Consider the following 25,398-nt stretch of genomic DNA (forward strand, 5'->3'; position numbering starts at 1 on the left):
GGGAATTGGGTTTTTAAGCTTTTGCTGGTCTTGTGAACAATGCTTTAAAAGGGTGGGACTAATTTCTATTAGGTGATAGTAATGCGGAAGATTTTTCTGCCACTGCTACTTTTGATTCTTCTTCCGTTAGTGGCTTCTGCTCCAACAATTTCGGTAGCCTTCTGTTCCTCCGGTTTCCGGATAATAGTTGCTCCTACGACTTCTGGGGTAATATATGTGGGCGCTGGACTCTATGATCTGAAACCTCAGAATTTTGGCGAGTGCATAGCGATGTTTGACCCTCCAACTCAATATGCCCGCTTTTATTTGGTGAACTCAAGCGATGCCTACTATCTCGGCGGCTACTACGAGTATGGCACTGAGAACAGAACCCTCAATAAGGTACTATCTACGGTGGGGAGAAACGTTGTTCCAGTAATTGGAAATCACAGTGGTGATTATGTCATCTTTTCCTTCAAAAACGGAACATATAAAATTCCCGTCAAGGAACTGATGTTTTACTTGTGGAGTGACAGCCTATTAGATCATTTAGTGGCCTTTCCTTCTGGAATGGGAATTGTAATTGTTCCAGCAGTTGAAATTGATGCCATTGAAGGCAACTTCACAATCATGAGAAAGCCCGGAAAGCAAGTTGATAAAACTCTAATTGTGTTCAATGTTACGTACCATGTGTTTATTGGGTATCCCATTATGATCAACGGCACAGCAATTCGATGGGAAACTCAAAGGGTAGATAGGATGAATCTAACTTGGGATGAGCTTTCAGAGATGTTCAATAAGCCCATCTATGCTTTTTACTTTGATGGGAAAACGCTAAAGTCCTATCCTTTGATAAAGGTCAAGCTTTCATGGATTGGTAATGCATTTCATCTCTCCCCAAAGTACGAATTTATTAATCTCCCCCTTCATACGAACATATGACTACACAGAAAGAGATAAAAACAAAAACATTGAGCCCAAATCTCATTTCTGAAACATTTTCAACCTCCATACCCAGTACAAATCTTAGCAGTTCCTCTCTCATAAATCACACCGTTCAGAACAGCAAATCGGAGATTCCAAGACTTACCTCACTTCTCCTGATATTGCTGGTGGTTACCTCTGTCTCTCTATTCCTAAAACGCAGATGATTGCCATCAACGATAGTCTAATAAAACCTAAACAAAAATTTTCTTCAGGTGATAAAAGTGAAAGTGTACAACACGCTTACAAAACAGAAGGAAGAATTTAAACCTTTAAGAGAAGGAGAAGTTAGGATGTATGTTTGTGGCCCAACTGTTTATGATTACACTCATTTAGGACATGCGAGGACGTACATCGCTTTTGATGTAATCAGAAGGTATCTTGAGCACAAGGGCTATACTGTTTTGATGGTCATGAACTTTACAGACATAGATGACAAAATCATCAGAAGAGCTCAAGAGACAGGTGAGGATCCAAAGGAATTGGCTGAAAAGTTCTTGAGGTATTTCCTTGAGGATATGAAAGCCTTGAAAGTTAAGCCAGCTGACATCTATCCAAGAGTTACAGAGCACATTCAAGACATCATTGAATTTGTGAAGAAGCTTGAAGAGAAAGGGTATGCATACGAAGGGAGCGATGGAGTTTACTTTGAGGTTCAAAAGTTCAAAGACTATGGGAAGCTCAGCGGAATAAAGCTTGAAGAGCTCAGAAAAGGAGCAAGAGTTGAGCCTGGTGAAGGGAAGAAGAATCCAGAGGACTTTGCCCTCTGGAAGAAAGCTAAGCCCGGAGAGCCAAAATGGGATTCACCGTGGGGTGAAGGAAGGCCAGGCTGGCACATTGAGTGTTCAACAATGAGCACCAAGTATTTGGGAGAGCAGTTCGACATTCACGGCGGCGGAAATGACTTAATATTTCCGCACCATGAAAACGAGATAGCTCAAACAGAGGCATGCACGGGTAAGGAGTGGGTTAGGTACTGGCTCCATACGGGTTTCGTCATGGTAAAAGGAGAAAAGATGAGCAAAAGCCTAGGAAACTTTGTAACGATAAGGGAGCTTTTGCAGAGATATTCCCCAGAAGTTATAAGGTTCTTTGTCCTACAGAAGCACTACCGCTCCCCTCTAGACTACACGGAAGAGGGAATACAGCACGCAAAGAACAACCTCGAAAAGCTTTACAACACAATTGAAAACATTAGAATTGCTCTTGAAAAAGCGGAGATACCATTCAAATGGGGCAAAGAAGAGTTTGAGCTTTATGAAGTGATTAGAGAAGCAAAGAGAAAATTCTATGAAGCGATGGATGATGACTTCAACACTGCTGAGGCCATGAGGCCAATATTTGAGGTCGCAAACGCTGTGAACAAATACCTAGCAAAGGTAGAAAAGCCAAAGGAAAGCGTTCTGAGAAAAGCCCTTGAGTTCTTCAAGATGGTTGGCGAAATTTTTGGAATCTTTGAGGAATACTTCAAAGAAACAAAGGAGACAAAAGAAGAAGAACTTATTGAGCTGTTAATCCAAGTCAGAGCTGAACTGAGAAAACAGAAGAACTATGCTTTAGCGGATAAAATTAGAGCAGAGCTTAGAGAGCTTGGCATCCAGCTTGAAGATACTCCACAAGGAACAATTTGGAAGAGGATAAATGTTTAGTCTTTTTTCTTCCTAAACTCATTTATCAGCTCTTTTGCTGCTTTTACCATCTCTTCAAGAGTTGCGTTGTCGTGGCTGATTCCGATGGTTATCTTCGCATGGGTTGTTGCGTATGAGAAATACAGTGTATTTCCTTGGCTCTTTGCAAAGAACTGCTCGACTGTCTCTGTTTCTTCTCCCACATCGTCTTCTCCGCCGGGCATGATTTCTGGATTGTCATCAAGTATCATGGGTCTTGGCTCCATATTTCCACCTCCCCAGCGTTAATTTGCAGATGCCCCTTTTAAAATTTGGGGGTCTGTCCGTCGTGAGTTTTTAGGAGGTTTGTGAGTGAAAACCTTCCCGTTTAAATTTACTCTCACGACGGACTTGGGTTTCACCAGCCTCAACTCCCCTCTGGGTTCATTGGGGAGTAAATCATTGGCCTTAACCCCGCTCAGGGCGACCCCAAGTCCCCGCATCCAAATGTTGAACGCCCCAACAAACTGTCTATCACCAACAAAACTACAATTAGGACACTCCACCAGCCCGTTTCGGGACTCTAACCTACTCCCACATTTCGGGCAGGTGGATGAAGTGTGAGCAGGATTAACAAACTCAACTGGAACACGGTAAGAAATTTTTTGAACGATTTTACTCCAAGTCGAGCGGGAGAGTTTCCGGTTAAATTTTCTCGAACCGTTCTTCAGCATGTTGGACTTGTCCAATTCCTCGAAGACGAAAACAGCATCAAGGAACTCCCTTGAGAGCTGAACCGCCAACTTGTTCAAGTAATCCTCAATCCTGTTCCTTCTTCTCGCCCAATACTTTTCGAGGAGCCTCCCAATCCTTTTTGGGGCTTTCTTCTGGATACTTTTCAGCCTGTCAATAATCCTGTCGTAGGTTTCTGCAATCCTGTGGAGTTCGCTCAAGTCCACTTTAATCCAGCCCTTCTCGGGGTGATAAATGTCAAGGCTCATTAGGTTGCTGTCAATCCCGATTTTGACCCTTCCAGAGAATTCAACTTCCCTCGAAAAGGTTAGGAGAATGTCGTTTTCCCTTATTATTAGCTCTCCAGTTTTCCAGCCTTTAATCCGCTCGTAAAACCATTCGTTGGAGTAATCGAGTTCAAGGTATTCCTCACGTGGTTTAACCGTGATTCTTATTTTCGAGCCATCAACTTTCATTAGTGTAGTCTTCACCCTCACGAATTTTCTATTCACAATGGGTTTCTTTCTCCTCCGTCTTCCTTTGAGGTAGTTTTGCCTCCAGCTCTCCAAAATCGAGTATGCTGTTTTTATTGCAGAATCAACGTAGTGTTTGGCAAAAGGCCAGTTTTTGAGGAGTTCGTTCCTTAATTCTCGTTTGAACTCGTTGGACTTTGGGAAGTATGGGATTAGTCGGGTCGTTTCATAGTAGTTCCAGTTCCCATTTCCGGGAGGATAACGGTGTTTAACCTTTTTCTCCTTCCAGATTGTGTTTTCCCAAATTTCGTCAGTAGCATGTTGGAGTAGTTTTTGATACTCATTGAGGAGTTCCCTAACGTTCCACTCGTGATTCATTCTGTATGTGAGGATGATTTTCACTCCTCAACCTCCTCGATTAGTTTTTTCACGCCCTCCTTGAGTTTCTTGTATTTGTGGGAACGAGCTCCGTAGAGTTTGCCCGCAAAGTGGCTGATTATGGTTATTAAATCCTCAATGAGTTCTTCTTTTGGAGTCTTGTCCTTCTCGTTGAGGACTATTATTTCTGTTCCATTCTGTTGGAAGAAGAATTCGAGTGTTTTAAACCCGAAACGGGTGAGTCTGTCGGGGTAAGTGATGATGACTTTTGAGACTTCTCCCTTTGCCACGAGTTCGAGGAGTTTCCGATAGTTTTTCCTGTTCTCGTTCAATCCTGAACCAATGTCCTTGAGTATTTGGACTTCCCATCCTCGTTCTTTCGCATATTGTTTGATGGTTTCAATTTGTCTTTCTAAATCGTCTTTTTGCGTGTGACTGGAGACTCTGGCGTAGCCAATGATTAAACCATTGTTCGATGTTTCTCCGAGTAGGCGTTTTATTTCGCTTTCTGGAATTCTCCTCCGCCCTCCCGGGGTTCTGACTGTTTTGATTTTCCCTTCCCTGTCCCACTTCAGGATTGTCTTCGGGTGGACTCCGAGTATCTCACTCGCCTGTTTGACCGTGTAAAGCTTTTCCTTCACTACCATACACTCACATTTAATCTTTGACAAAAAAGAACAGTTCCGCTAGGCTAAAAGGTTAAATACCATTTCGATAAAAATCTTAACGGTGTTAGAGGTGCTGGAGCTATTATCCCAGCTAATTGAGTTTGAAACTGTGAACGACCCGACCAACGGAAAAAAGCCAAGCAAGGAGTGTCCGAAATTCATCAGGGATATCTTAGATTCCTGGGGAATAGAAAGCGAGATAATTGAAAAAGATGGGTACTATGCTGTCTATGGTGAATTAGGGGAAGGTACTCCAAAGCTCATGTTCTTGGCCCACTTTGATATCGTTCCAGTGAATATAGAAGAGTGGAGGACTGACCCATTTAAATTAACGATAATTGGAGACAAAGCCTATGGAAGAGGAAGTGCTGACGACAAAGGGAACGTTGCTGGAGTAATGCTTGCTTTAAAGGAGCTTTCAACGAAAAAGCTCAATAGAAAGGTAATTTTCGCTTTTACTGGGGATGAGGAGATTGGAGGCAAATTAGCAATGCACATAGCGGAGAAGTTGAGAGAAGAGAATAAACTCCCACAATATTTGATCAATGCTGATGGGATTGGCATGAATCCAATAATTAGAAGGAGAAAAGGATTCGGTGTGATAATTGAGGTACCGCAGCAGAAAATCCTAATCAAAGGCAAAGTAATGAAAAAGTCATTCACCATAAGCACACCTGTACTTCAAACTAGACATGCTGCTTATTTCATGCCCGGTGTTGATATGCACCCTATGATTGCTCTTTCTCACTTCCTAAGGAACAGCGATAATCTTGCTGTAAAAGTTGAAGGTAAATTTTTGAAGTCAAACGTTCTGCCGAGCAAAGTTGAACTGGCATATGTAGAACCCGATGAAAGTGGGGAAGAAGTTGAGGCGGATTTAAGCTTAACAGAGCTTTTGAAAGCTATAGTACCTTTAGTTAGAGCATCAATAAGTGCTGAAAAATACAGCGATTTTGGGATCTCGATAACTCCTAACTTATATTCACTTGAAAACGGAGTTCACAAGCTTAGACTGGATATAAGAGCAATGAGCTATTCTCCTGAGCAAATAGAAAAGGTGCTTAAGGAAGTTTTAGAGTTCAACATTCCAAATGCAAAGCTGAGTGTTAAGCATAATGAAAAGGCGGGATATCTCTTCACTTCTCTAGATTCAGAGCTTGTCAGAATAATGATGAAAACTCTAGAACGCTTAGGAGAGAAAGCTAAGCCAGTTGAAGGTGCTGGAGCATCAGATTCAAGATATTTCACTCCTTATGGTGTTGAAGCAATAGATTTTGGACCAAGAGGGGGAAACATTCATGGGCCCAATGAATATGCAGATGTTACCTCCCTTAAACTGCTTCCAAAAATTTATACACACGTTGCAATAAATTTGCTTAAAAAGTGATTCCTCTGTCCATTTTTTGTATGGAAACATTTAAATATTCCTAATCTATTAACGCCGTTAAGGGAAATCATGAAAAAGTTTCCGGCATATCTCGCTTCTTGGAATGATATTGAGAGATGGGCAAAAGAAGGAGCTCTAAAAATTCTTAACGAAGGCTGGAAGCCAGATGTTGTAGTCGGACTTGCAAGAGGCGGATGGGTTCCAGCAAGGCTGTACTGCGATTACCTCGGCATTAAAGACTTAGTGAGCATCAAAGTTGAGCACTGGGGCATTACAGCTACCCCCGATGGAAAAGCCAAGCTGAAATACGGAACGCAGTATCCTTTTGAAGGGAAAAAGGTTCTGATTGTTGACGATATAGCCGACACAGGAGAGAGCTTAACTCTGGCTAAGAACTACGTTGAGAGTAAAAATCCAGCTGAAGTTAAAGCAGCGACGTTGCTAACAATAAAGACCTCAAAGTTCAGACCGGATTATTATGGGGAGGAGATTGACTGGGCGTGGATTGTATTCCCATGGAATTTCGTTGAAGATATGATAAATCTGACAAGCAACCTCTTTGAGGAGAAAGAAAAGCTCACAACAGATGAAATCATTGCTCTTTTCAGAGAACTTCACGGCATTGAGGTTCCAAAGGAAAGGCTCGAGGAAGCTTTGACTATAGCAGAGAAGAGAAAAATATTTAAAAAGGAAGGTGAATTTTGGCTCAAACCTTAAGGTTGTGGTACTTTGGATAAAGAAAAGACCATAGAGGCAATTAAAAAGCACAGTAACTATTCGAGGGAAATTTACGAAATGCACGAGGAGAGCATAAATAATGCAATTGATAACTATGAACAGCTGAAAGAGAACTATCTAAATGACCACTCAAGAGCTAGGATAGTTAGAATCGTCATAAATGAGGATAACGATCTGCCACTAGCTATAGAATTCCACAAAAAAGACGACTCCTTCAAAGGATTCAGCATCGCAATAGGGAAGCCATACATAAAGAGTGAAAATAATGGGAAAAGCGAGGAGCAAGAAAATTACGAAGAGAGCAACGGCTGAATATAAAATCCATCTTCTATCTTTTCTCCATCATAAATTTCATAGCTGACAAGATAATAGGTCGGATTTCTGTATCTTCTCGTAGAGTATCTGTCTGCACCAGCAATCCAGACAATGTAGTTATCTTCTCTGAGAGGGTTCCTTATGGCAAGGAGCATAGATGTTTGAGGTGAGTTGTAAGAGAACTTCATAAAGGAAACTTCTTTTATGTCATCTGGAGTTATGATAAATGTTCTAACATTTCCGAAGTTTGAATTTTTCTCTAAAACCCAGGTGCCGTTCTTAAACACAAACCTCAACGGGAAGTACTCCTCAAACTGTTGCACAACTTTGTTGCTGACAGAGCCGCCTATGAGGATTAAGTCTTTCTTTAAGTCTTCATCCGTCAAGTTTACGTCTGCTTTAACCTCAATTTTAATGTCTCCAGGCCACTGTGAGTAAAATGTTTCGAGATAGCTTTTCACGATCTCCGCAGTTTCTCTGTCATATTCAGATCCTCTTTTGTCTGGATTCTGAGTGCCGTAGACAATTATTACTTCTCCTTCCTTTACAACATCATCTAAAGCTCTTAAAGGAGTGATAGGGACGTTTTTCTCGTAAAGATCTTTGGCTTTTTCTGGAGGGGCTTTCTCAGCTAGCTCATCGAGCATCTTGTAGATATACTCATCAAGGGTCTTGTTCTCTTTTAAGCTTAAAGCGGTGTATTTTTGATAGAGTTCTATCATGTAATCCTGCCAAAATTCGCCCCAAGCTTTCTGCATTTGAAGGTTCCACTCGGCATAGTCCCTATCTATATGGCTCAGGGCAAAGTATGCCCAGCCGTCCGCAAAGCTCTCATAGATCATCATTGTATCAAACCAGAAGTGGATATCATAGGTTGCTAAATAGGGCATATCCTCCTCTATCGTGTTTTCAAAGTAGCGGAGAGGTTTAACTTTGTAGCCATAGTATTCATCCAGCTTTTCATTCGTTATATCATGACCAAGCTCATGATAAATGAAGTCTAGAACCCAAAGCTCATCAAATTTTCTGTTATTTACATAGACAGCGTTGAGAGGAAGCCCAAATATAGTATCTTTGGCTCTCTCCAAGCTCCATAAAGTCCTCGGCGGTGTTCTCCTCACCAGCGGAGGTATTCCACCTGAGCCGTAAATCTTAGTTCCATTCTCTTCTCTGTAAAAGCTGTGCCCGTGAATGCACACCAAATACGGCAGATGGAACTCAAATCTGACGTTTGTTAGGTTCATGTAGGGCCCCATGAATTCATCTGGAGGCAAAAGCTGAATAGCAGATTTATAAACTTCCAAATCTTGCCCATAATAGCTTTCATGGGATTTAAAGAACTCCATGAAGTGTGTATCCTGAGCAAATTTTCTCAGGGCATCAACAATTTTGTCCAAATCCGAGTCTTGCCACTCCGTGTAAATTCTCTTCATTTCAGGAGGATTTGAAAACTGAAGAATGTACGCATCGAGGAGGAAGAGCTTGTAATCTCTCTGTGGAATATTCTCTACATCGCTGAAGTAGTGCTTAAGTGTTTGGACTGCTTCATGGTTTTTGTATTTCCCAAAATAAGCATCCACATCTCGGATATAACCGAGGCGATGTATTACAAACTCGTCAAGTTCAAATGTAAGATAGTAAACGATGCTTAAAAGTTCTTCATTCGGATTTACCTCAACAAGAACTTTATCCGTTTGATACTGACATGCATAAGCGGGAGAAGCTAGGATTATAAAAACAAAGAATGCTAATGCTCTTTTCATATCACCACCTATGGTAATTTTACTCATTTGCTTAAAAATCTTGCACAAAGTTTTAAAGTCAAACTACTTAACGATTTTAGGGTGACCTAAAATGAGAGCAAAAGCTGTTATACTCATCCTTCTCCTCACTTCATTTGCAATTCCAAGTGTGAGCGCTGAAAAGCCCTTAGTGGTTGCGAGTATAGCACCTCTGGCAGAGATAGTAAAGGAGGCATTTGGAGACTCCGTAAACGTTGTCTATCTCGTCCCTCCTGGAGCTGATCCTCACCAGTACCAGCTGACTCCAGATCAGATTGAGCTCATCAAGAGAGCTGATGTGGTTGTTACAGCGAATGGTCATTTGCCAGTGGAACAGAAGATGAAAGAACTCTGGGAGGAAGGAGCGCTTAATGCAAAAGTACTCTTTGCTGATGATTATCAGAAATACGGCTTCCGCTTTCTCCCAGAACGGTGGTATAATAACAAAAACAACCCTCATGGAGTTTGGGTTGACCCCTACAATGCCTTGGCGATTGCGAAAGCTACAGAGGTGGCGTTAGCAGAAAAATATCCGCAGAACAGAGAGTTTTATGAAAAACAATACAAAAAATTTGAGATAAGAGTTCTGGCAATAGTTGAGGCTTACAAAGCTTTGGCTGAGAATGCAACTGCTGTAATCGAGATGCCCTCCCAGCAGTATGCTCTTGAGTGGATCGGAGTAAAAGCAGTTGCCTCAATTAAGCCTGAAGAAGAAGTTCCAGCTAAGAGCGTTGATGATATGATCAATATAGCTCAAACTGCTGATATTATTGCTTATTCTTCTCAGAGCCCTGAATCACTAAAAAATGCTGCCCTTGAGCTCTCTCAAAGAACTGGTAAACCTTTAGCCGATATAACCACAATTTGGGTCAATAAACCTTACACTGAAATCTTAATTGAAAACTCCAAAGCTGTGATAAATGCATTGAACCAAAAGACACCAGTCATTCAACAAACTACAAAAGCAGAAAGCATCAATGTTATTTATGTTCTCTTGGCATTGGTTGTTGGAATTTCACTTGGAATGGCTGTCGGGGTTTTGATTAAGAAGTAGAAAAAAAGAAAATCTCACTCTCTCTTGTATGGCTTTCCATCCCACTTTGGTGGTCTTACCTTTCCTATTATTCCAGCAACGATGACTATTGTCACTATGTACGGCAGTGTAGCAACGAACTGCCATGGAACAACTTGTGAAACTGCTGGGTTTGTTCTCACCCACACTGAGAGGTTATCGAAGAATCCAAAGAGAAATCCACCGATTAATGCCCTTACTGGGTTCCAGCCACTGAATACCATGTTTGCCAATGCAATGAAACCTCTACCTGAAGATATTTCCTTTGTGACGACTCCGAGCCAGTCAACGCTCAAATAGGCCCCTCCAAGCCCAGCTAAGGTTGCTCCATATACTGTTGCTAAAAAGCGGTATTTCTCAACGTTGACACCTAAAGCATCTGCTGCCTCTGGGTTCTCACCGACAGCTCTTATTCTAAGTCCTAATGGAGTTCTAAAGAGCACCCAGTGTGTTAGGAACACAATTATGAAAGTTACGAGCACCATAGGACTTAAGCCACCATAGGGGGTGTTAATGAGTGGCTGAATTCTAAAGGTTGTTGGGACTTGGTGCTGTCCTGCTGTTCCCCACACTGCTGTAATTCCGAAGGCGACTACACCTAAAGCCAGCAAATTCACACCGATACCCGGAATAATATGGTCTCCTTTGAGATAAACCGTTATGGCTCCATGGAGCATTCCCAAGAGCATCCCAACAAAAGCCCCACCTAATAGACCTATCCATGGGCTGCCACTCATCTCTGCAAATATTGCACCGAAGAGTGCTGACATGAGTAGGATTCCCTCATATCCGATGTTTACAACTCCTGCTCTTTCACTTACCACTGCTCCAGTGCTCGTCAAAACTATTGGGACCATTGCTGTCAATGAGCCGAGAAGGATTGAGAGTATCATGTCTATCATTTTCTCACCACCTTCTTAACTAAGTCCCACAAGCCTGGAACTGCAACTGCAACAACAATTATTCCTTGAACAACTTTGACCATTTCTAAGGGAACTCCAGCCTCTATCTGCATGTAAGTTGCTCCTGCCTTTAATGCACCAAAGAACAGTCCGCTGAAAATTATTCCAATTGGGTGATTCCTTCCAACTAGTGAAACACCAATTCCATCAAAACCGTAGCCGTATATGTTCGCCATACCTTGGCTTATTGCGTAGCTTGGTGGTCTTCCCATAACTTCAGTCGCTCCTGCTAAACCGCTCATTATACCACCAAGAAGGAATGACCAGATGATGGCTCTCTTTGGATTGATTCCACCATATCTTGCAGCTCTCTCGTTATAACCGCTTGCTCTCAGTTCATAACCAAGAACTGTATGCCAAAGGATGTAGTATGCAATTATTGCAGCAGCTATTGCAATTATTAATGCAAGAGAAAGCTCGCTTCCCTTCATGAGCAGAGGTAATCTTGCACTTACTGGGACTTCTATTGTTTTGTTTGGGTCATCAGGATTTGCCAGTGGACCCAGAACAAGGTACAAGGCAGTATAAAATGCAATCCAGTTAAGCATGATTGTTGAAATAACCTCATGAACACCCCTGTAGACCTTTAAAAGTGCAGCTGGCAGTGCCCAAAGCATTCCAAAAATCATTCCAGCAATTAGGCCTATTATGGGGTTAGCAAAGATGTTGGTGAAAATTATAGCGGCTATTGCACCAAAGTAAACTGTTCCCTCAGCACCAATGTTGAAGATTCCAGTCCTCGCGCTGATTGCGAAAGTTAAAGCTGTTAAAATTATTGGAGTCGCTGAACTCAAAGTCATTGACCATCCATAGGCTGAACCTACAGCACCCTTAACGAGAGCAGCATATGCTTCTATTGGATTATACCCAGAAAATGCTAACACTATAGCTCCAATGAGAACTCCAATTACAATTGCGAGGAAACTTTCAAGGAGAGGCTTAATGAGTTGTTTAATCATTCTATTATCAGCTTTCACTTTTGATACCTCCCATCATTAGTCCGATTTGCTCTTCGGTAACCTCTTCGGGCTTCACAATGCCGACAAACTGTCCCTCGTACATTATTGCCATCCTGTCGCTAAGCTGCAGTACTTCATCCAGATCTGCTGAAACCAAAAGAACAGCCTTGTTTTCATTTCTAAGCTTGACGAGATAGTTTCTTATGTATTCTGTTGAAGCAACATCAACACCTCTTGTAGGTTGTGAAGCAACTATTAATAGGGGCTCTTTGCTAACTTCCCTAGCAACTATGAGCTTTTGCTGGTTACCACCGCTCAAGCTCTTAACTGGAGCATCCACACCTGGTGCAACTACTTCAAATTTTTCTATAAGCTCTTGAGCGTGTTTTTTAACGTTACTCCACTTAATGGAGTTTAACACTCCTGTAAACTCTTTCCTCCAGTGAAGACCAAGTATTGAGTTTTCAGCAACACTCATGTCCAATATAAGTCCCATGTTTGTTCTGTCCTCAGGAATGTGGGCAACTCCGAGATTGTATAGCTCTTTGGGAGGCCTCCCTGTGATGTCTTTTCCGTTGAGGATAACTCTACCTTTCTCAATCTTTCTCAACCCAGTTATTGCTTCAATAAGTTCAGTTTGGCCATTTCCTTCAACACCCGCGATTCCAAAAATCTCTCCAGCTCTAACCTCAAAGCTCAATCCCTTAACAGCGTCTTCTCCTCTGTCACCTTTTACCCACAAGTTTTCAACTTTGAGAATTGGTTCTCCAGGCTCTTTTGGAGGCTTTTGAATTCTTAGAACTACATCCCTGCCGACCATCATTCTCGCTAAGAGCTTAGGTGTTGCTTCGCTCGTATTTACAGTCCCAATGACCTCTCCTTTTCTCAACACGGTAACCCTATCAGTTATTTCCATAACTTCTCTCAGCTTGTGGCTGATGAAAATAATTGTTTTTCCTTGTGCCTTAAGTGTTCTCAAAACGTCGAACAGCTCTTTAACCTCAATAGGGGTTAGCACAGCAGTTGGCTCATCTAAGATAAGAACGTCAACATCTCTATACAGAACTTTTAAAATCTCAATCCTCTGCTGGACGCCAACAGGGAGGTTCTCAACAGGCATATCAAGAGGAACTTGAAAGTTCAGCTCATCCATAAGCTTTTGGAGCTTTGCTTTAGCTTTATCAACATCTATCTTGGAGAAGTGTCCGTGATCCTCCATCCCAAGGATTATGTTGTGCAGAGCATCAAAAACCTCAACAAGAGTGAAATGCTGGTGAACCATACCAATACCATTTGCTAAAGCATCAGCTGGACTTTTAAACTTCACTTCTTTCCCTTAACATAGATTTTACCCTCAGTTGGAGGAAGCATTCCAGACAAAATCTTCATTAATGTGGTCTTACCCGCTCCATTCTCACCTAAAAGACCATGAATCTCGCCCTTTTTAACCGAAAAATCAACGCCTTTCAAAGCTTTAGTGCCATCAGGATAAATTTTAACAATGCCCTTCATTTCGATTAGTGGAACTTCTTCCATGGGTTCACCCCCAAAAGGTTAAGAAAAAGAAGAAAAATCAAGAGCTCTCCTTCTCCCACTGCTCAGCAAGTTGCATCATTTCTTTCCAATCCTTGGCGTTTCTTATTGCCTCTATTTGATCTTTGTTTTGAGCTTTTGGAACAGTTATCTCTCCACTAAGTATTTTCTGTTCAAGCTCTTTCACTGCTTCCCAAACCCAGTCTGGAACCTGCTTTCTGGTCTCCTCAAGCTTTGCAAAGAGTTCATCTTCGCTCTTAAAGCCAAGCTCTTGAAGCTTCTTCTGCTTAACGTCTTCTGGAAGTGAACTAAACATCTCCTTAACGTCATCAATTGTGCTGATTCCAACACCGCCATCTGCTAAGCCAAGCTCAACGACGCCACCCTTGAATGTTCCTTTTATTGCTGCCTCAACTGCCTTGTAAACACCGACGTCAACCCTCTTCATCATACTTGCAATGATTACACCTGGCTTAATCCAGTCTTGAGCTGAGTCAACACCGATTGCGAATGGTGGGCCCATGGCTTTGCCTTGGCTCTGTAAGTACTCACCGATGGCATCGAAGACACCCAATCCGACTGCACCAGCAACTTGGTAGATAACCCATGCGCCCTGTCCGAGCTGAGCTTGTGCAGCAGTCTTACCCTTAGCTGGGTCAGTGAATGAGCCCGTGTAGGTGTAGAGGATTTGTATGTTTGCATCTTTTCCAGTCTTCTGCTTGTAATAATCTTCGGCCCAAGAAACACCGAATCTGTAACCGCCTTCGAACTTGTAGAGAACTGGAATTTCAATACCGAGAACGATACCAACTTTGTCCTTTCCATCGTTTGCAGCGATGAGTCCAGCCAGTGCTCCAACTAATGCTGAGCCCTCGTTTTCCTTGAAGAGAATGCTCATGACGTTTGGCTTGTCTGGAACATAACCATCAATGATAGCGAACTTCTGGTTGGGGAACTCATCAGCTACTTGCTTAATGGCATCTGTCATCATGAAACCAACTGCAATGATTATATCATATTCGCCGCTCTGGGCAAGTGTTCTGAGGTTTGGTAAGTAATCACTTTCCTGTTTGCTCTGAACTTCCTTGAGTTCAAGGTTGAAGTCCTTAGCTGCTTTTGAAGCACCCAAATAAGCCATGTCGTTGAAGCTCAAGTCACCTCTTCCACCTACGTCATAGACAATGGCGATTTTACCTGCGTACTCTTTCTTTGTCTCGGTGGGTGTTTCTCCTCCGCCGATACATCCGCTGGCAACTACGCTAAATGCTAACACCCCGATTAAAAACAAGGCCAATACTGACTTCTTCATATCGTAACACCTCTGAAAGTTTTCTCACTCATGAAAAGCTACACCTTTAAATATATACTTTGTGGTGTATTTCTTTAGGTTTTTCGAAAATTTTTCAAAAAATTTATTAAGCCTCTCTCATATTTCATTACATGCTGAGAGAAATAGTACACCTAAGTAAAGGGGTAATATTGATTACTGGAGATGCAAAAAAGATTGCTAGGATTTTCCTTAATGCATGGCTTTCAAATGGGATGATATTTTTGGCAGAGCATTTGCCTTTCGATGTAAAATATCCAGAGAATGTTTTTATCGGAAGTTTAAATGAAGGAATAGAGTTTGATGGGTATTTAATTTATAACCTCCTTTCTCGACCAAAAAATGAAAGAGCAAAAATTTATGAGTGGATAAAAGAGTACCGTGATAAGCTAATTCTAATCTATGAGACCAAATACATGAAAGATTCTGTGCTCCATTATGGAATTAAAGAATTAATTAATTACCTAATTGCATATAAAAGAGAAACGCTTGGGTTTGAGAGGATTGATGTCTACAAGTTCGAAGAAGGAAGAGTAATTGAGAAGAAAAGCTATGTGAGAAGGTCATAGAATGATTTTGAGTTTTCTCAGCACATCCTCTGGAGATTCCCCAAATATCAGCACCATTGCTTCCTTTCCCCAATCACCAAGATGATATATTATGTCTGGTCTTTCACTTAGTCTTTTTATTGCTGTTTCAATGCCCCAAGGAATTGTTGCGCCTTCTTTAGCTTTTATTTCTTCTGGTTCTTCTCTTCTGTCATAGAATGAAACTTTGAACCCATTTTTTTGAGCTCTCTTAATTAGGTTCTCGCTGTATCTCAAATTAAGGGCACTTCTAGTCTCTGGATAGAGCTCCATGAACTTTAGAACGGCTCTTGCTAGATGGCTTGATGCTCCGAATTCTACACTGCCCACTGCTTTTACTGTATTTCCAAATCTTACAATACGCCCCTTAACTCCAGCCACATCTTTAGGAGTTCTTGCATAAAGCCTTGGTAATGCATAAACAAAGTTCATGCCAACTTCTGGTACATGGGGTAAAATTCTGTCTCCAATTCTCTCGAGCTCCCTTACAGCTTTTGTTAGGCTTTCATAAACCCGCCATTTCTCCGCTGGAATTTCAACCCAAACATTTTGATTAACTGGGCAGTGTCCTTTCCCAATTCTTGCACCATAAAAGATGCCCATTGTTATGAACTCTTTTGCAACCTTAATTGCTTCCTCTAAGCCTTTCCCTTTTGCTAAGTTTGCAGTTATCGCTGCTGAGAATGAGCAACCGGTTCCATGGGTACAGCCTTCAACAAAAGGAGCACTGTATTCCCTAAATTTTCCAGCATGATAAAGCACATCAACAGCTTCACTGAGGTTTAGATGTCCCCCTTTCACTATTGCCGCTTTCGCTCCAAGCTCTTCAACAATAATCTTTGCCGCCTTTTTTGCATCCTCGAGAGTTTCAATTTTAATACCGCTCAGCTTTTCAGCTTCTGGCTTATTTGGCGTTACAAGTGTAGCTAGAGGGATTATATATTTGATAAGAGCATCCATTGCATCTTCTCTCAAAAGAGGAGCTCCACTCTTAGCGATCATCACTGGATCAACTACAAGTGGGAATTCATACTTCTTCACAGTCTTTGCGACAGCCTTTATTATTTCAGCGTTGCTCAGCATTCCTGTCTTAGCTGCATCAACCCCAATATCATCTGCAACTGCCTCAATCTGCTTTGCCACAACCTCTGGAGATACATCATAAATCGCTCTAACCTCTTGAGTGTTTTGAGCTGTGACTGAGGTTATTGCCACTAAGCCATGAACTCCAAAGGCTGAAAAAGTTTTTAAATCTGCCTCAATGCCAGCGCCTCCCCCACTATCGCTCCCTGCTATCGTTAGAGCGGTTTTTACATACTTTCTAGCATCCACACTACTCACCTCCCAGATATTCATCAATTATCTTTCTCATTTCTTCAGTTGCCTTTTTCACATCTGGAGCTCCTACTATAGCAGAAATAACTGCTATCCCATCAACACCAATCTCCAGCACTTTTCTAACATTTTCGTGGTTTATTCCACCTATCGCGACAACTGGAATTTTTACTGATTTAACTACTTTTTTTAATCCCTCTAAACCCAGAACTCTGGCATCTTTCTTTGTTTTTGTTGGAAAGACTGAGCCAGCGCCGAGATAGTCTGCCCCCTCTCTTTCTGCCTTCAGAGCTTCTTTCAAACTGTATACCGAAGCTCCTATAATTAAGTTTGGAGCAAGCTCTCTAGCTATAGAGACTGGCATGTCCTCTGGACCGAGCTGAACTCCATCTGCATTAACCGCCAGAGCCACATCAAGCCTGTCATCAACAAAAAACAGTGCGTCGTATTCTTTTGTTATCTTTCTGAGTTCTCTTCCAACTTTTATCATCTCCCCAGTTGGTGCATTTTTAATCCTCATCTGTATTGCAGTTGCTCCCCCCTCCAGTGCCGCATTCACAGTTTCTATCTCATCTCTAAGCCTTCTATCAGTGATGACATAAAGCCTAAGCCTTTTCCTAAGGTTCAACTTTCCTCACCTTTGCCCGTTCATTTATTAACTCTCCATCGATTCTGTAGAGCCAGTCATAGAGCTTTACATGGAAACTCCCCGGATATTTGGCTTCCTCATAGGCCTTCTCAGCCGCGATTCCAAAGACTACCAGTGCGGATACAGCAGCTCTCAGAGGTTCTTCAACAGCTGCAAAGGCACCAGTTATTGCAGTGACCATACATCCCGTCCCCGTGACTCTTCTTAACATTTCATGGCCATTATATATAGCATAAACTTCTCTACCATCACTCACATAATCAACGGGACCAGTAACGGCTACAACAGTATTGAACTCCTTTGCTGCAATGAAAGCTAGCTCTTTAGCTTTGTCCTTTTCATATGCTGCTGAATCAACACCCCTTGTTTTACCATGTTCACCAAGCAAAGATGCTATTTCACCAAAATTGCCGCGAAGAATTGTTATACTGCCTATTTCAAGGAGTTTTAGAGCTGTTTCGGTTCTTAGCTTAGTAGCTCCAGCCCCAACTGGGTCGAGAATTATGGGCTTTTTCATCTCGCTGGCAACTTTAACAGCTTTTTCCATTGAGGAAATCCAGTGTTCATCGAGGGTTCCAATATTAACCACAAGGGAGTCCGCTATTCTCAGCATATCCTCAAGCTCATCTTTGGCATGAGCCATTACAGGCGAAGCTCCAAGAGCTAAGAGGGCGTTAGCGGTTGTGTTCATTACTACAAAGTTTGTAATGTTCTGAACGAGCGGTTTTCTTTTTCTAACTTTTTCCAAAGCTTTAGCTATCCACTCCATATTATCACCTCTCCACTAGGTAGTAGAGAATGCTCACCAAAATGAAGGTTGGAATGCTTGAGCCGAGCTTAAAGCCAACCTCACTCAAAACTGGAATGTAGATGTTAAACAGCCCTTCAACCGCAAGCAGCATGTAGAACACAAATCCAACTGCCCAAATTGCTAGGGCTTTCACATTGTACCCAGCGAATTTCCCTTTTTCATCCAAGAGCTCCTCAGCGTTGTATTTTTTCTTGACGAGGAAATAGTCAGTTATCATTATTGCAGTTAGAGACACAAATGCTCCTCCAATTAGCAGGAGAAAGCTCTCATACTGATCAACTGGGAATACCAAAGCCAGCAAAGTTCCCAATGTTCCCACGAGTAGAATTTGCTTTTTTGCATCTGCTCTTGGTGAGATGTTTTTGTAAGTTATTGCTGCTGAATAAACATCGAGGAAAGTTGTGGTCACCGTAGAGAATACTATTATCAGCATTGCGGGGATTACGACTCCATATGCTACTATTATTCCAATTGGGTCGCTCTCTCCTATTGCCATATTTGTCAGCGCTCCAACAAAGTAAAACAACGATGACGAAATAAAATAACCTATGTATGTTCCCCAGAATGCCGAACTTCTATCCTTAGCGAATCTTGAATAATCCGCTATAAGGGGCGCCCATGAAAGAGGCATTGCAATAACTAAGTCAAGAGCTAGCATTGTTCCCATTTCTCCCGTTCCGGGCTTTGATAAGAGCTCGCTGAGTGGGAACTGCTTCAGCGTTACATAAGTTAACCAGATGCTCAACACAAGGAGTAAAGCTGCTGCCGCTTTTTCCAGCTTATCCCAGTTCTTTGGTCCAATGTAAGTCCATGTAGTTACCAATAGACCGAGAAGAACTACCCAAAGAGCATAGTTTTCAAGACCAAAGTGTTTTGAGACAGCGTTCATTGCATTTGCACCGACGATCAGCATTATTGCCGTCCAGCCTATGAGCTGGAGGTAGTTTAGAATTGAGGGCAGAATTGAGCCTTTTATTCCCAGAGCAGCTCTTGAGAGCACCATGGTTGGAACTCCCGTCTCTTCACCTTCAATCGCTATTAATCCCATAACTGTGTTGCCAATTAAGTGTCCGATGATAATTATGACTATTGCCGCTCCTAACGAGAGGGCTGGGGTTAATAATGCTCCAGCCCAGAATTCTGCAATGCTTATTCCGGCGCCGAACCAGATTGCAAAGAGTGTTAGAAACGTGAAGGTTCTCTCTGAGACGGGCTTTATGTCATAGCCAGACTCCATGTTCTTCACCATTAGGTTATTACTTTGGATGTTTATAGCTCTTTTGTGAAAATTTATAACCTTGTTATACAAAGGCTTAAAAACGCTTGTAGCGAACACTCAACTGCTGGATGACGAGCGGTTTCGGAGCTGAGGAATGATGATACCAGCTATCGCCGACAGCTTATTTCTTTTTAAGATACAACCCCACCAACAGCACAAGAACAACAAACACAAAAATCTCTTCCACCAATTTTATCCTTGGTTTTCCATATTCCTTGAAGCTCCCACTCCGGACGTCCATTAAAAGAAGCAGCAGAGCGTAGTCCTCAGTGCAACCCCTATTTTGATAGTCTCCAGCAAGCTCACTCTCACATTTAAGGGAGCTGTAATTTCTCAAGAGCTCATCTATAGCTCTTGTTTCGCCAGCAAGATAATACCATAGCAAAGCAGTCACAGAAGGTCTTATGGAGTCGCTCCACCAGTCGTAATGTGGGTAAAGCTTAAAATTGTAGCACCCTTTGCTGCATTTTTGAATTTCAGCACAGTCAACCCGCATATAGCTTCTGTTTGTGAGCCTCTTGAAAAGAAATACATTCACCTCTGGTTCCCAAGTAACTTCTTCTGGAACCGTGAAGTTCAGGCTTCCGCTTATTGTAAAATTCTTTTCAAGCGCTTTAAACTTCAAGCTTCTGATCAAGAGATAGTAAAAGGTTCCGTTTTCAGTCATTTGGCTCAAGTTGGCTCCTTTGAATAAGACGCTCAGAGAATAGTTTTCTTTTGAGTTCCAGAATAAATCTGTCGAAATGTAGAGTGTGTAATCGCCAGCAAAGGAAATCCTCGTTTTGTTCAGAATAGATACTATAAACCTAACGGCACTCTGATTAATCTCTGACCCTTCTTCTTTAATCAGCACCAGAGGAACCACTAAGCTTTCAAAGGGCTCTCTATGATAAAAGTGAACGCTTGGAAAACCAAGCTGATAGAATGGAAAGCTGTACTCCCATTTGGGTGTTTCGTTTTCGAGGAGATATGTCAAGTAATCTTTGTTAATCAAATTCTCAGGCTTGAGGTTTGAGTTCAGCCACTGCAAGGACTTCGATACGTTATATCCCAATCTATGGAGAAGCGCGACAGCATAAGCTGTGGCAACTAAGCTGGGCTTTTCTTTGAATCCCCACACTTTTTCAGCCTCTTTACAGCTCGAAACTCCTACTTTGGAAGAAGACACCGTGTAAACATACGTCCAGTATGTGCCGTTCTTCATAGTTTTCAGGAGATATTGCACTCCTTTCTTTATCACAGGAGAATTTCTAGGCTCGCCAGCATCTAAGAGCGCATACAAAATCAGAGCCGTTGAAGCGGCTCTGGAGCATGTCGTTATATAGCTATACTCAGGACACTTCTTGAATGAGAATCCGTAAAGACACGAGGGAAAGCCTTCAAACCCCTTTGGTCTCTCTGCATAGTAATAAGCATCGCAGGAAGGAACACCGGACACGTCAAAAGTTATGATAGGTGGAAATGAACCGTCATCTTCTTGAAGCGACTTCAGCCACTCAGCATACTCCTTAACAATCTCCCCCTCTGGAATACCAGACCTTGCAACTGCTATTATCTCAAGAGAGCGGACATAGATTGCATAGCTAAGCTCAGCATTTTCGAAGAATTCATCTTGAGAAAGCTTTTTGATGATGTCTCTTTTAGCTTCATCAAGAGGAACAGCCCCGACTTGAGATGTCAATATAAGGGCCATTACTAAGATAAGCGAAAGCTTTTTCATAAACGTCACTTGTTCTGATTGTTTTTAAGGATTCTTCCTTAATGCTTCTTATTGTCAAAATGCTCCTTGGGAGCTTGATGGTTATTATTGCCCAAAAACCTTGTACCTTACCTGACCAGATTAGATATAAACAGGAGGGTCTCGTCTGATCCCTCTGTATGTTAATATTCCAAGATGTCCGGTCTGAGTTTTTTACTCCATAACCAGCGAGTGATCTTTTTCGGCCATGCTATCTAGAATTCTTACTGAGATCCTGTGTATCTCAGGGGACTCTGAATTTTTGAGCTCTTTCAGAATGGGGACGAACTTTTTTAAGAGATAAGCTTTTTCCTTAGGAATGGTCTGCACTATCCCTTCGAGAGTTAAAAGCGCGTCAAAACGGGTTTCCCTGTCTTTTAAAAATACTTCTAGGCTGTCTAAAACTTTTACTCCTACGTTTTCGTCCCACTTTTGGAAGAAATAGTAGCTGAAGAATACCAAGGCTCCAATATTGCAATTTTTCTCTGGTGAGCGTAGCCATTCGAGCATTTCCTCCAAAATTTCTTCTCCAAATTCAGATCTAAGCGCAATATTTGCCAGAGTTTTTGCTGCCCTATCCTTTGCCCACCTGTTCGGGGAGTTCATGATGTCTAGGAGGGGTTTTATAGCCGGCTTTAAGAGGTGAAGATCGTTGGGCTTTAGATCCCTCGAGAGTATGTACAGTGCCCAGAGGGCATCCATCCTTTCCTCTATTTTTTCACTCTTGAGCATGGTTATCAGCTCTATCACAGCTTCACGCCTTACTTTCACGAACCTGCAGAGCTTTTCACTCTCCCCCAAGGAGATGATATGTATTAACTCATCCCTCACACTCTCAAGGACTTCTGGAAGCTCGACTTTCTCGTAAGTTCTTGTCTCCTCTGGTGAACGATTCTCCTCTGATTCTATAGAAAACTTCTCTGCCGTACTCGCTGAGGGCTTTCTAGGTGATTTAAAGTCTTTCAGCAGAAGTGGACGTATTGTTCGAGAAGACAGCTTTTCCGGAGACAGTGATTTGTATACGGGCCTTGGAATAATCCTCCCATTAATTTGGAGTCTCTTTTTCTCCATTTTTTCCAGTTCTTCCGCCAGCCATTTCAGGATGTACTTATCGCCAATGGCCAGAGCGAGGTCTATCGCCTCCTCAAATCTCTCGTTTTTGAGGAGCTCGTTTATTCTCTGGATGGCCTCTTCAGGTCTTGACTCGTAGTACCTGCGGAGGAGATCTTCAATAGCTTCAGCCACTGTTTTGGCTTTGTAGCGGATTATCGACTCCTTATGGTGGAGTGCCAAGTTTTTGACAATTGTAAGAGTTCTGGAGAACTCTTCAACGGTCTCTTTTGTTACTGGTAATCTAGTCAGTTCCATTATAATTGTTAATAGGGAGTCTATGAGGAGAACGTCCTCGCTGTTCAAAAGCTCTCTTGACTCCCTGATCAGTATAAGAAGCGCTTTATAATCTCCTGTAGAAACTGCCATATTGCGGAGAAGCATCAATCCCATAGCCTTTATCTTAGGGTCCTTTGAAAAGATGAGGGGCATTATCTTGGATATAACTTTCGAGGAAGGATGAAGAAGGCGCATATTCATGAGCACCTCGGGGAGTTCAAGCAGCGCAATATCTTTTCTCGCGGACTTCAGGAGACGCAATAGAGTATCGATAATCTTCATAAACTCTTTTTCTCTCAGAGGAAAGTCCTTAACGAGGGCACTTAGAGTTTTGATGGCATTTATTGACACAACGTCATCCTTGTCCTGTATGGCATCGATTATTGCTTCAAAACCTTCTTTCATGATGAAAAGCTTCTCAAGTTCTCCTGCAGTGGAGAGCACTTCTTTCAGGACCGTAAGGGCGCCAATACGGACCTTTCTGTTCTTATCCTTTATGAGCTTTATGAGTATTCGGAGTACGTCCTTGCTGGATCTGGCGAGATTAACCACTTCGTTCATGCGCCAGGATGAGACCATTTCCTTAATGTCTTTCTCTGAAAGTTTGGAATGTGAACTAATCGGGGACATCTTATTTGAAATTTCAACGTCCTTACGAATATTATTTTTTCGGTCTAGGTGCTGGTATGAAGTAGGATCTGTGAAGATATTGTGAAGCTTTGCAGAGCTAGGAGATGTTTGCTCATTGCTACCGACTTTTGAGACAAAGCTTTTTAAGAGTTGGGGAAACCTAATCGTGGAAGAGGTTGAAGATGACTATCAAGGATCTCCTACGCTCAGCATGGCTGTTCTCAGCGCCGATCCGTTCACCCAAAGGATAATGAGAAGCAGAGAAAATGGGAGCACAAAGTTGAGAGAGCATACGTTGTCGTCAACCTTGCGGCGGCATTGGCGAAGATAAAGCCAGGGAAGCGAGCGACGCTGGAATTCCAATAGTGCTCTATGGAGACACTGAGGGGGCGAAAGTCTTCATAGAGCTCGCAAAGAAGAAGCTTTGAGGAAATTAATGAAGTCTTCCTGTTTTCTAACTACGAGGAGTTTTGGTTCCGTAGACTGTTTTTACAAACTTCTGCACTATTTCCTAGACTGTCACATAGCTGATCTCTAGTATTTCTGTGACTCGGCGGTAGCTGAGGCCTTCCAAGTCTCACCTTTCTGAAGTAGTATCAGAAACCTAAAGTCTAACCCTCCCTGCTTATCCTAACAGTATCCACTGAATGCTGAGAAGCCTTATAAACCTCCCACCCAATTCAATTCTGGTGGTGGGATATGTTTAGAAAGCTCAAAGAAAAGTTAAGCTCATTCGTCAACAAAGTTGCTCAGACCGAGATAAAGGAAAAAGATGTTGAAGAAGCTTTATGGGATTTGGAGCTGGAACTTCTTGAAGCAGATGTTGCTTTAGAAGTCGTTGAGGAGCTGAAGGAGAAAATCAAGCAGCAGCTGGTTGGGCAGAAAGTCAAGATTGGAACTGATAAAAGAAAGCTCGTTGAGGACGCTGTAAGAAAAGCCGTTCTTGAAGTCCTCACACCCGAGAGGAAAATCAACCTTCTTGAGATGATAAAATCAAAGAAAGAGAAGCCCTTTGTCATAGTTTTTGTCGGCTTTAACGGCTCTGGAAAGACGACAACGATAGCTAAGCTTGCTCATTGGCTCAAGAAACATGGCTTAAGTGTAGTGATAGCGGCAAGTGATACATTTAGAGCTGGGGCAATTGAGCAGGTAGAGGAGCACGCAAGGAGAGTTGGCGTTAAGATAATCAAGCACCGCTATGGAGCTGATCCAGCGGCTGTGGCATATGATGCAATCCAGCACGCAAAAGCAAGGGGCATTGACGTTGTTTTGGTCGACACAGCTGGGAGAAATGAGCTGAATCGAAACCTCATGGATGAGATGAAAAAGATTGTTAGAGTTACAAAGCCCGATTTAGTTATTTTCGTTGGAGACGCTCTAGCTGGAAATGCTATAATTGAGCAAGCGAGGCAATTCAATGAGGCAGTAAGAATAGACGGAGTCATTTTAACAAAGCTCGATGCTGATGCAAGAGGTGGTGCAGCTTTAAGCATAAGTCACGCAATTGGAGCACCAATACTCTTTGTGGGCATTGGACAAGGCTATGGCGACCTAAAAGAGTTCGATGAAAAGTGGATGATTGAGAAAATCTTTGGGGAGTGAGTTTTCACTTTTAGTTTTATGCCCAATTTTATTCATGCAAAAATTTTTAAACTCTTTCATCTATGTTTTTGTGGAAAATTTTTGCAAGGCTTATGCTTATAAATGCATAAGTTTAATCACTGTGAGGTGATGCTCATGGCTAAGCCAAAAAGAGATAATAGGAAAGTTGAAGGTGACGAAGTTATTAGAGTCCCACTCCCAGAAGGGAACCAACTCTTTGGAGTTGTTGAGCAGGCTTTAGGAGCTGGGTGGATGGACGTTAGATGTGAAGACGGAAAGATCAGAAGATGCAGAATTCCAGGAAGGCTTAAGAGGAGAATGTGGATTAAGGTCGGCGACTTAGTGATAGTCCAGCCTTGGCCCGTCCAAACAGACAAGAGAGGCGACATTGTGTATAGATACACAAAAACTCAAGTTGACTGGCTTATAAGAAAAGGAAAGATAAGCCAAGAGTTCTTAACTGGCGGATTAGTGCTGTGATGT

22 protein-coding genes and 2 pseudogenes are annotated in these 25,398 nt (G+C 42.2%); 10 read left to right on the forward strand and 14 right to left on the reverse strand.

Translation table 11 applies throughout. From position 1 onward, the window contains the following. Positions 1–72: 72 nt before the first annotated feature. Together E3E24_RS03010 and cysS are read left to right on the forward strand one after the other, a co-directional pair. Positions 73–921, forward strand: a complete 849-nt coding sequence (locus tag E3E24_RS03010; protein ID WP_167887179.1) for a hypothetical protein — start codon at positions 73–75, stop codon at positions 919–921. Positions 922–1,181: 260 nt separating this feature from the next. Then, the gene (cysS, locus tag E3E24_RS03015; RefSeq protein WP_346766035.1) at positions 1,182–2,612 is read left to right on the forward strand and encodes a cysteine--tRNA ligase; all 1,431 of its coding nucleotides are present in this window, start codon (positions 1,182–1,184) and stop codon (positions 2,610–2,612) included. On the opposite strand, the gene E3E24_RS03020 is transcribed toward cysS, so the two are convergent. Genes E3E24_RS03020 through E3E24_RS03030 form a run of 3 tightly spaced genes read right to left on the reverse strand, consistent with a single transcriptional unit; the run spans position 2,609 to position 4,800 of the window. Then, the gene (locus E3E24_RS03020) at positions 2,609–2,857 is read right to left on the reverse strand and encodes a hypothetical protein (protein ID WP_167887181.1); all 249 of its coding nucleotides are present in this window, start codon (positions 2,855–2,857) and stop codon (positions 2,609–2,611) included. The genes cysS and E3E24_RS03020 overlap by 4 nt on opposite strands. Positions 2,858–2,875: 18 nt before the next feature. Next, positions 2,876–4,177, reverse strand: a complete 1,302-nt coding sequence (locus tag E3E24_RS03025) for an RNA-guided endonuclease InsQ/TnpB family protein (RefSeq protein WP_370520445.1) — start codon at positions 4,175–4,177, stop codon at positions 2,876–2,878. Beyond that, complete coding sequence (locus E3E24_RS03030) at positions 4,174–4,800, reverse strand: IS607 family transposase (protein WP_167915630.1); 627 nt, start codon at positions 4,798–4,800, stop codon at positions 4,174–4,176. Before E3E24_RS03030 ends, E3E24_RS03025 begins: the two co-directional genes overlap by 4 nt. A gap of 82 nt (positions 4,801–4,882) precedes the next feature. On the opposite strand from E3E24_RS03030, the gene E3E24_RS03035 reads away from it, so the two are divergent. From E3E24_RS03035 to E3E24_RS03045, 3 genes are all read left to right on the forward strand, one after another. Further along, complete coding sequence (locus tag E3E24_RS03035) at positions 4,883–6,208, forward strand: M20/M25/M40 family metallo-hydrolase (RefSeq protein ID WP_370520446.1); 1,326 nt, start codon at positions 4,883–4,885, stop codon at positions 6,206–6,208. Positions 6,209–6,277: 69 nt separating this feature from the next. Next, positions 6,278–6,925, forward strand: a complete 648-nt coding sequence (locus E3E24_RS03040; protein ID WP_167885575.1) for a phosphoribosyltransferase — start codon at positions 6,278–6,280, stop codon at positions 6,923–6,925. A 12-nt stretch (positions 6,926–6,937) separates the two neighbouring features. Next, positions 6,938–7,258, forward strand: coding sequence for a hypothetical protein (locus E3E24_RS03045; RefSeq protein ID WP_167885576.1), 321 nt, complete (start codon positions 6,938–6,940; stop codon positions 7,256–7,258). On the opposite strand, the gene E3E24_RS03050 is transcribed toward E3E24_RS03045, so the two are convergent. Continuing rightward, positions 7,237–9,024, reverse strand: coding sequence for a DUF4932 domain-containing protein (locus E3E24_RS03050; RefSeq protein ID WP_167885577.1), 1,788 nt, complete (start codon positions 9,022–9,024; stop codon positions 7,237–7,239). The genes E3E24_RS03045 and E3E24_RS03050 overlap by 22 nt on opposite strands. Positions 9,025–9,115: 91 nt before the next feature. On the opposite strand from E3E24_RS03050, the gene E3E24_RS03055 reads away from it, so the two are divergent. Continuing rightward, positions 9,116–10,096, forward strand: a complete 981-nt coding sequence (locus tag E3E24_RS03055; RefSeq protein ID WP_167885578.1) for a metal ABC transporter solute-binding protein, Zn/Mn family — start codon at positions 9,116–9,118, stop codon at positions 10,094–10,096. A 14-nt stretch (positions 10,097–10,110) separates the two neighbouring features. Here E3E24_RS03055 and E3E24_RS03060 read toward each other — a convergent pair whose 3' ends face one another. From E3E24_RS03060 to E3E24_RS03075, 4 genes and pseudogenes are all read right to left on the reverse strand, one after another. After that, positions 10,111–11,016, reverse strand: a complete 906-nt coding sequence (locus E3E24_RS03060) for an ABC transporter permease (protein ID WP_167915631.1) — start codon at positions 11,014–11,016, stop codon at positions 10,111–10,113. Continuing rightward, complete coding sequence (locus E3E24_RS03065) at positions 11,013–12,035, reverse strand: ABC transporter permease (protein WP_167915701.1); 1,023 nt, start codon at positions 12,033–12,035, stop codon at positions 11,013–11,015. The genes E3E24_RS03060 and E3E24_RS03065 overlap by 4 nt, the downstream gene beginning before the upstream one ends. A gap of 7 nt (positions 12,036–12,042) precedes the next feature. Further along, positions 12,043–13,571, reverse strand: a pseudogene (locus E3E24_RS12950) (ABC transporter ATP-binding protein). 37 nt (positions 13,572–13,608) lie between these two features. Beyond that, entirely contained in the window at positions 13,609–14,877 is a 1,269-nt protein-coding gene (locus E3E24_RS03075; RefSeq protein ID WP_167915632.1) for a BMP family protein, read from the reverse strand. A gap of 131 nt (positions 14,878–15,008) precedes the next feature. On the opposite strand from E3E24_RS03075, the gene E3E24_RS03080 reads away from it, so the two are divergent. Beyond that, on the forward strand, positions 15,009–15,464 hold the full coding sequence (locus tag E3E24_RS03080; RefSeq protein WP_167885582.1) for a hypothetical protein: 456 nt from the start codon (positions 15,009–15,011) through the stop codon (positions 15,462–15,464). On the opposite strand, the gene E3E24_RS03085 is transcribed toward E3E24_RS03080, so the two are convergent. From E3E24_RS03085 to E3E24_RS03110, 6 genes are all read right to left on the reverse strand, one after another. Beyond that, entirely contained in the window at positions 15,459–16,814 is a 1,356-nt protein-coding gene (locus tag E3E24_RS03085) for a bifunctional hydroxymethylpyrimidine kinase/phosphomethylpyrimidine kinase (RefSeq protein ID WP_346766008.1), read from the reverse strand. The genes E3E24_RS03080 and E3E24_RS03085 overlap by 6 nt on opposite strands. Before the next feature lies 1 nt (position 16,815). Further along, positions 16,816–17,445, reverse strand: a complete 630-nt coding sequence (thiE, locus tag E3E24_RS03090; RefSeq protein WP_167885584.1) for a thiamine phosphate synthase — start codon at positions 17,443–17,445, stop codon at positions 16,816–16,818. Further along, positions 17,435–18,235 (reverse strand): hydroxyethylthiazole kinase, encoded by an 801-nt coding sequence (gene thiM, locus E3E24_RS03095; protein ID WP_167885585.1) that lies wholly within the window; start codon positions 18,233–18,235, stop codon positions 17,435–17,437. Before thiM ends, thiE begins: the two co-directional genes overlap by 11 nt. 4 nt (positions 18,236–18,239) lie before the next feature. Continuing rightward, a complete protein-coding gene (gene cytX / locus E3E24_RS03100; protein ID WP_167886012.1) occupies positions 18,240–19,514 on the reverse strand; it encodes a putative hydroxymethylpyrimidine transporter CytX in 1,275 nt (424 codons plus the stop codon). Between the two features lie 163 nt (positions 19,515–19,677). After that, positions 19,678–21,276 (reverse strand): hypothetical protein, encoded by a 1,599-nt coding sequence (locus E3E24_RS03105; RefSeq protein ID WP_167885586.1) that lies wholly within the window; start codon positions 21,274–21,276, stop codon positions 19,678–19,680. Positions 21,277–21,468: 192 nt separating this feature from the next. Then, positions 21,469–23,244, reverse strand: a complete 1,776-nt coding sequence (locus E3E24_RS03110) for a hypothetical protein (RefSeq protein ID WP_167885587.1) — start codon at positions 23,242–23,244, stop codon at positions 21,469–21,471. A gap of 398 nt (positions 23,245–23,642) precedes the next feature. Here E3E24_RS03110 and E3E24_RS13035 point away from each other — a divergent pair. The 3 genes and pseudogenes from E3E24_RS13035 to eif1A form a co-directional block, all read left to right on the forward strand. Next, positions 23,643–23,741 (forward strand): annotated as a pseudogene (locus E3E24_RS13035) (ATP-binding protein); the annotation flags it as partial. Positions 23,742–24,012: 271 nt separating this feature from the next. Continuing rightward, the gene (gene ftsY, locus E3E24_RS03120) at positions 24,013–24,915 is read left to right on the forward strand and encodes a signal recognition particle-docking protein FtsY (RefSeq protein ID WP_167885588.1); all 903 of its coding nucleotides are present in this window, start codon (positions 24,013–24,015) and stop codon (positions 24,913–24,915) included. Between the two features lie 135 nt (positions 24,916–25,050). Beyond that, entirely contained in the window at positions 25,051–25,395 is a 345-nt protein-coding gene (eif1A, locus tag E3E24_RS03125; protein WP_167885589.1) for a translation initiation factor eIF-1A, read from the forward strand. The last annotated feature ends 3 nt before the right edge of the window (positions 25,396–25,398 follow it).

This window comes from Thermococcus sp. LS2, assembly GCF_012027375.1.
Classification (GTDB): Archaea; Methanobacteriota_B; Thermococci; order Thermococcales; family Thermococcaceae; genus Thermococcus_B.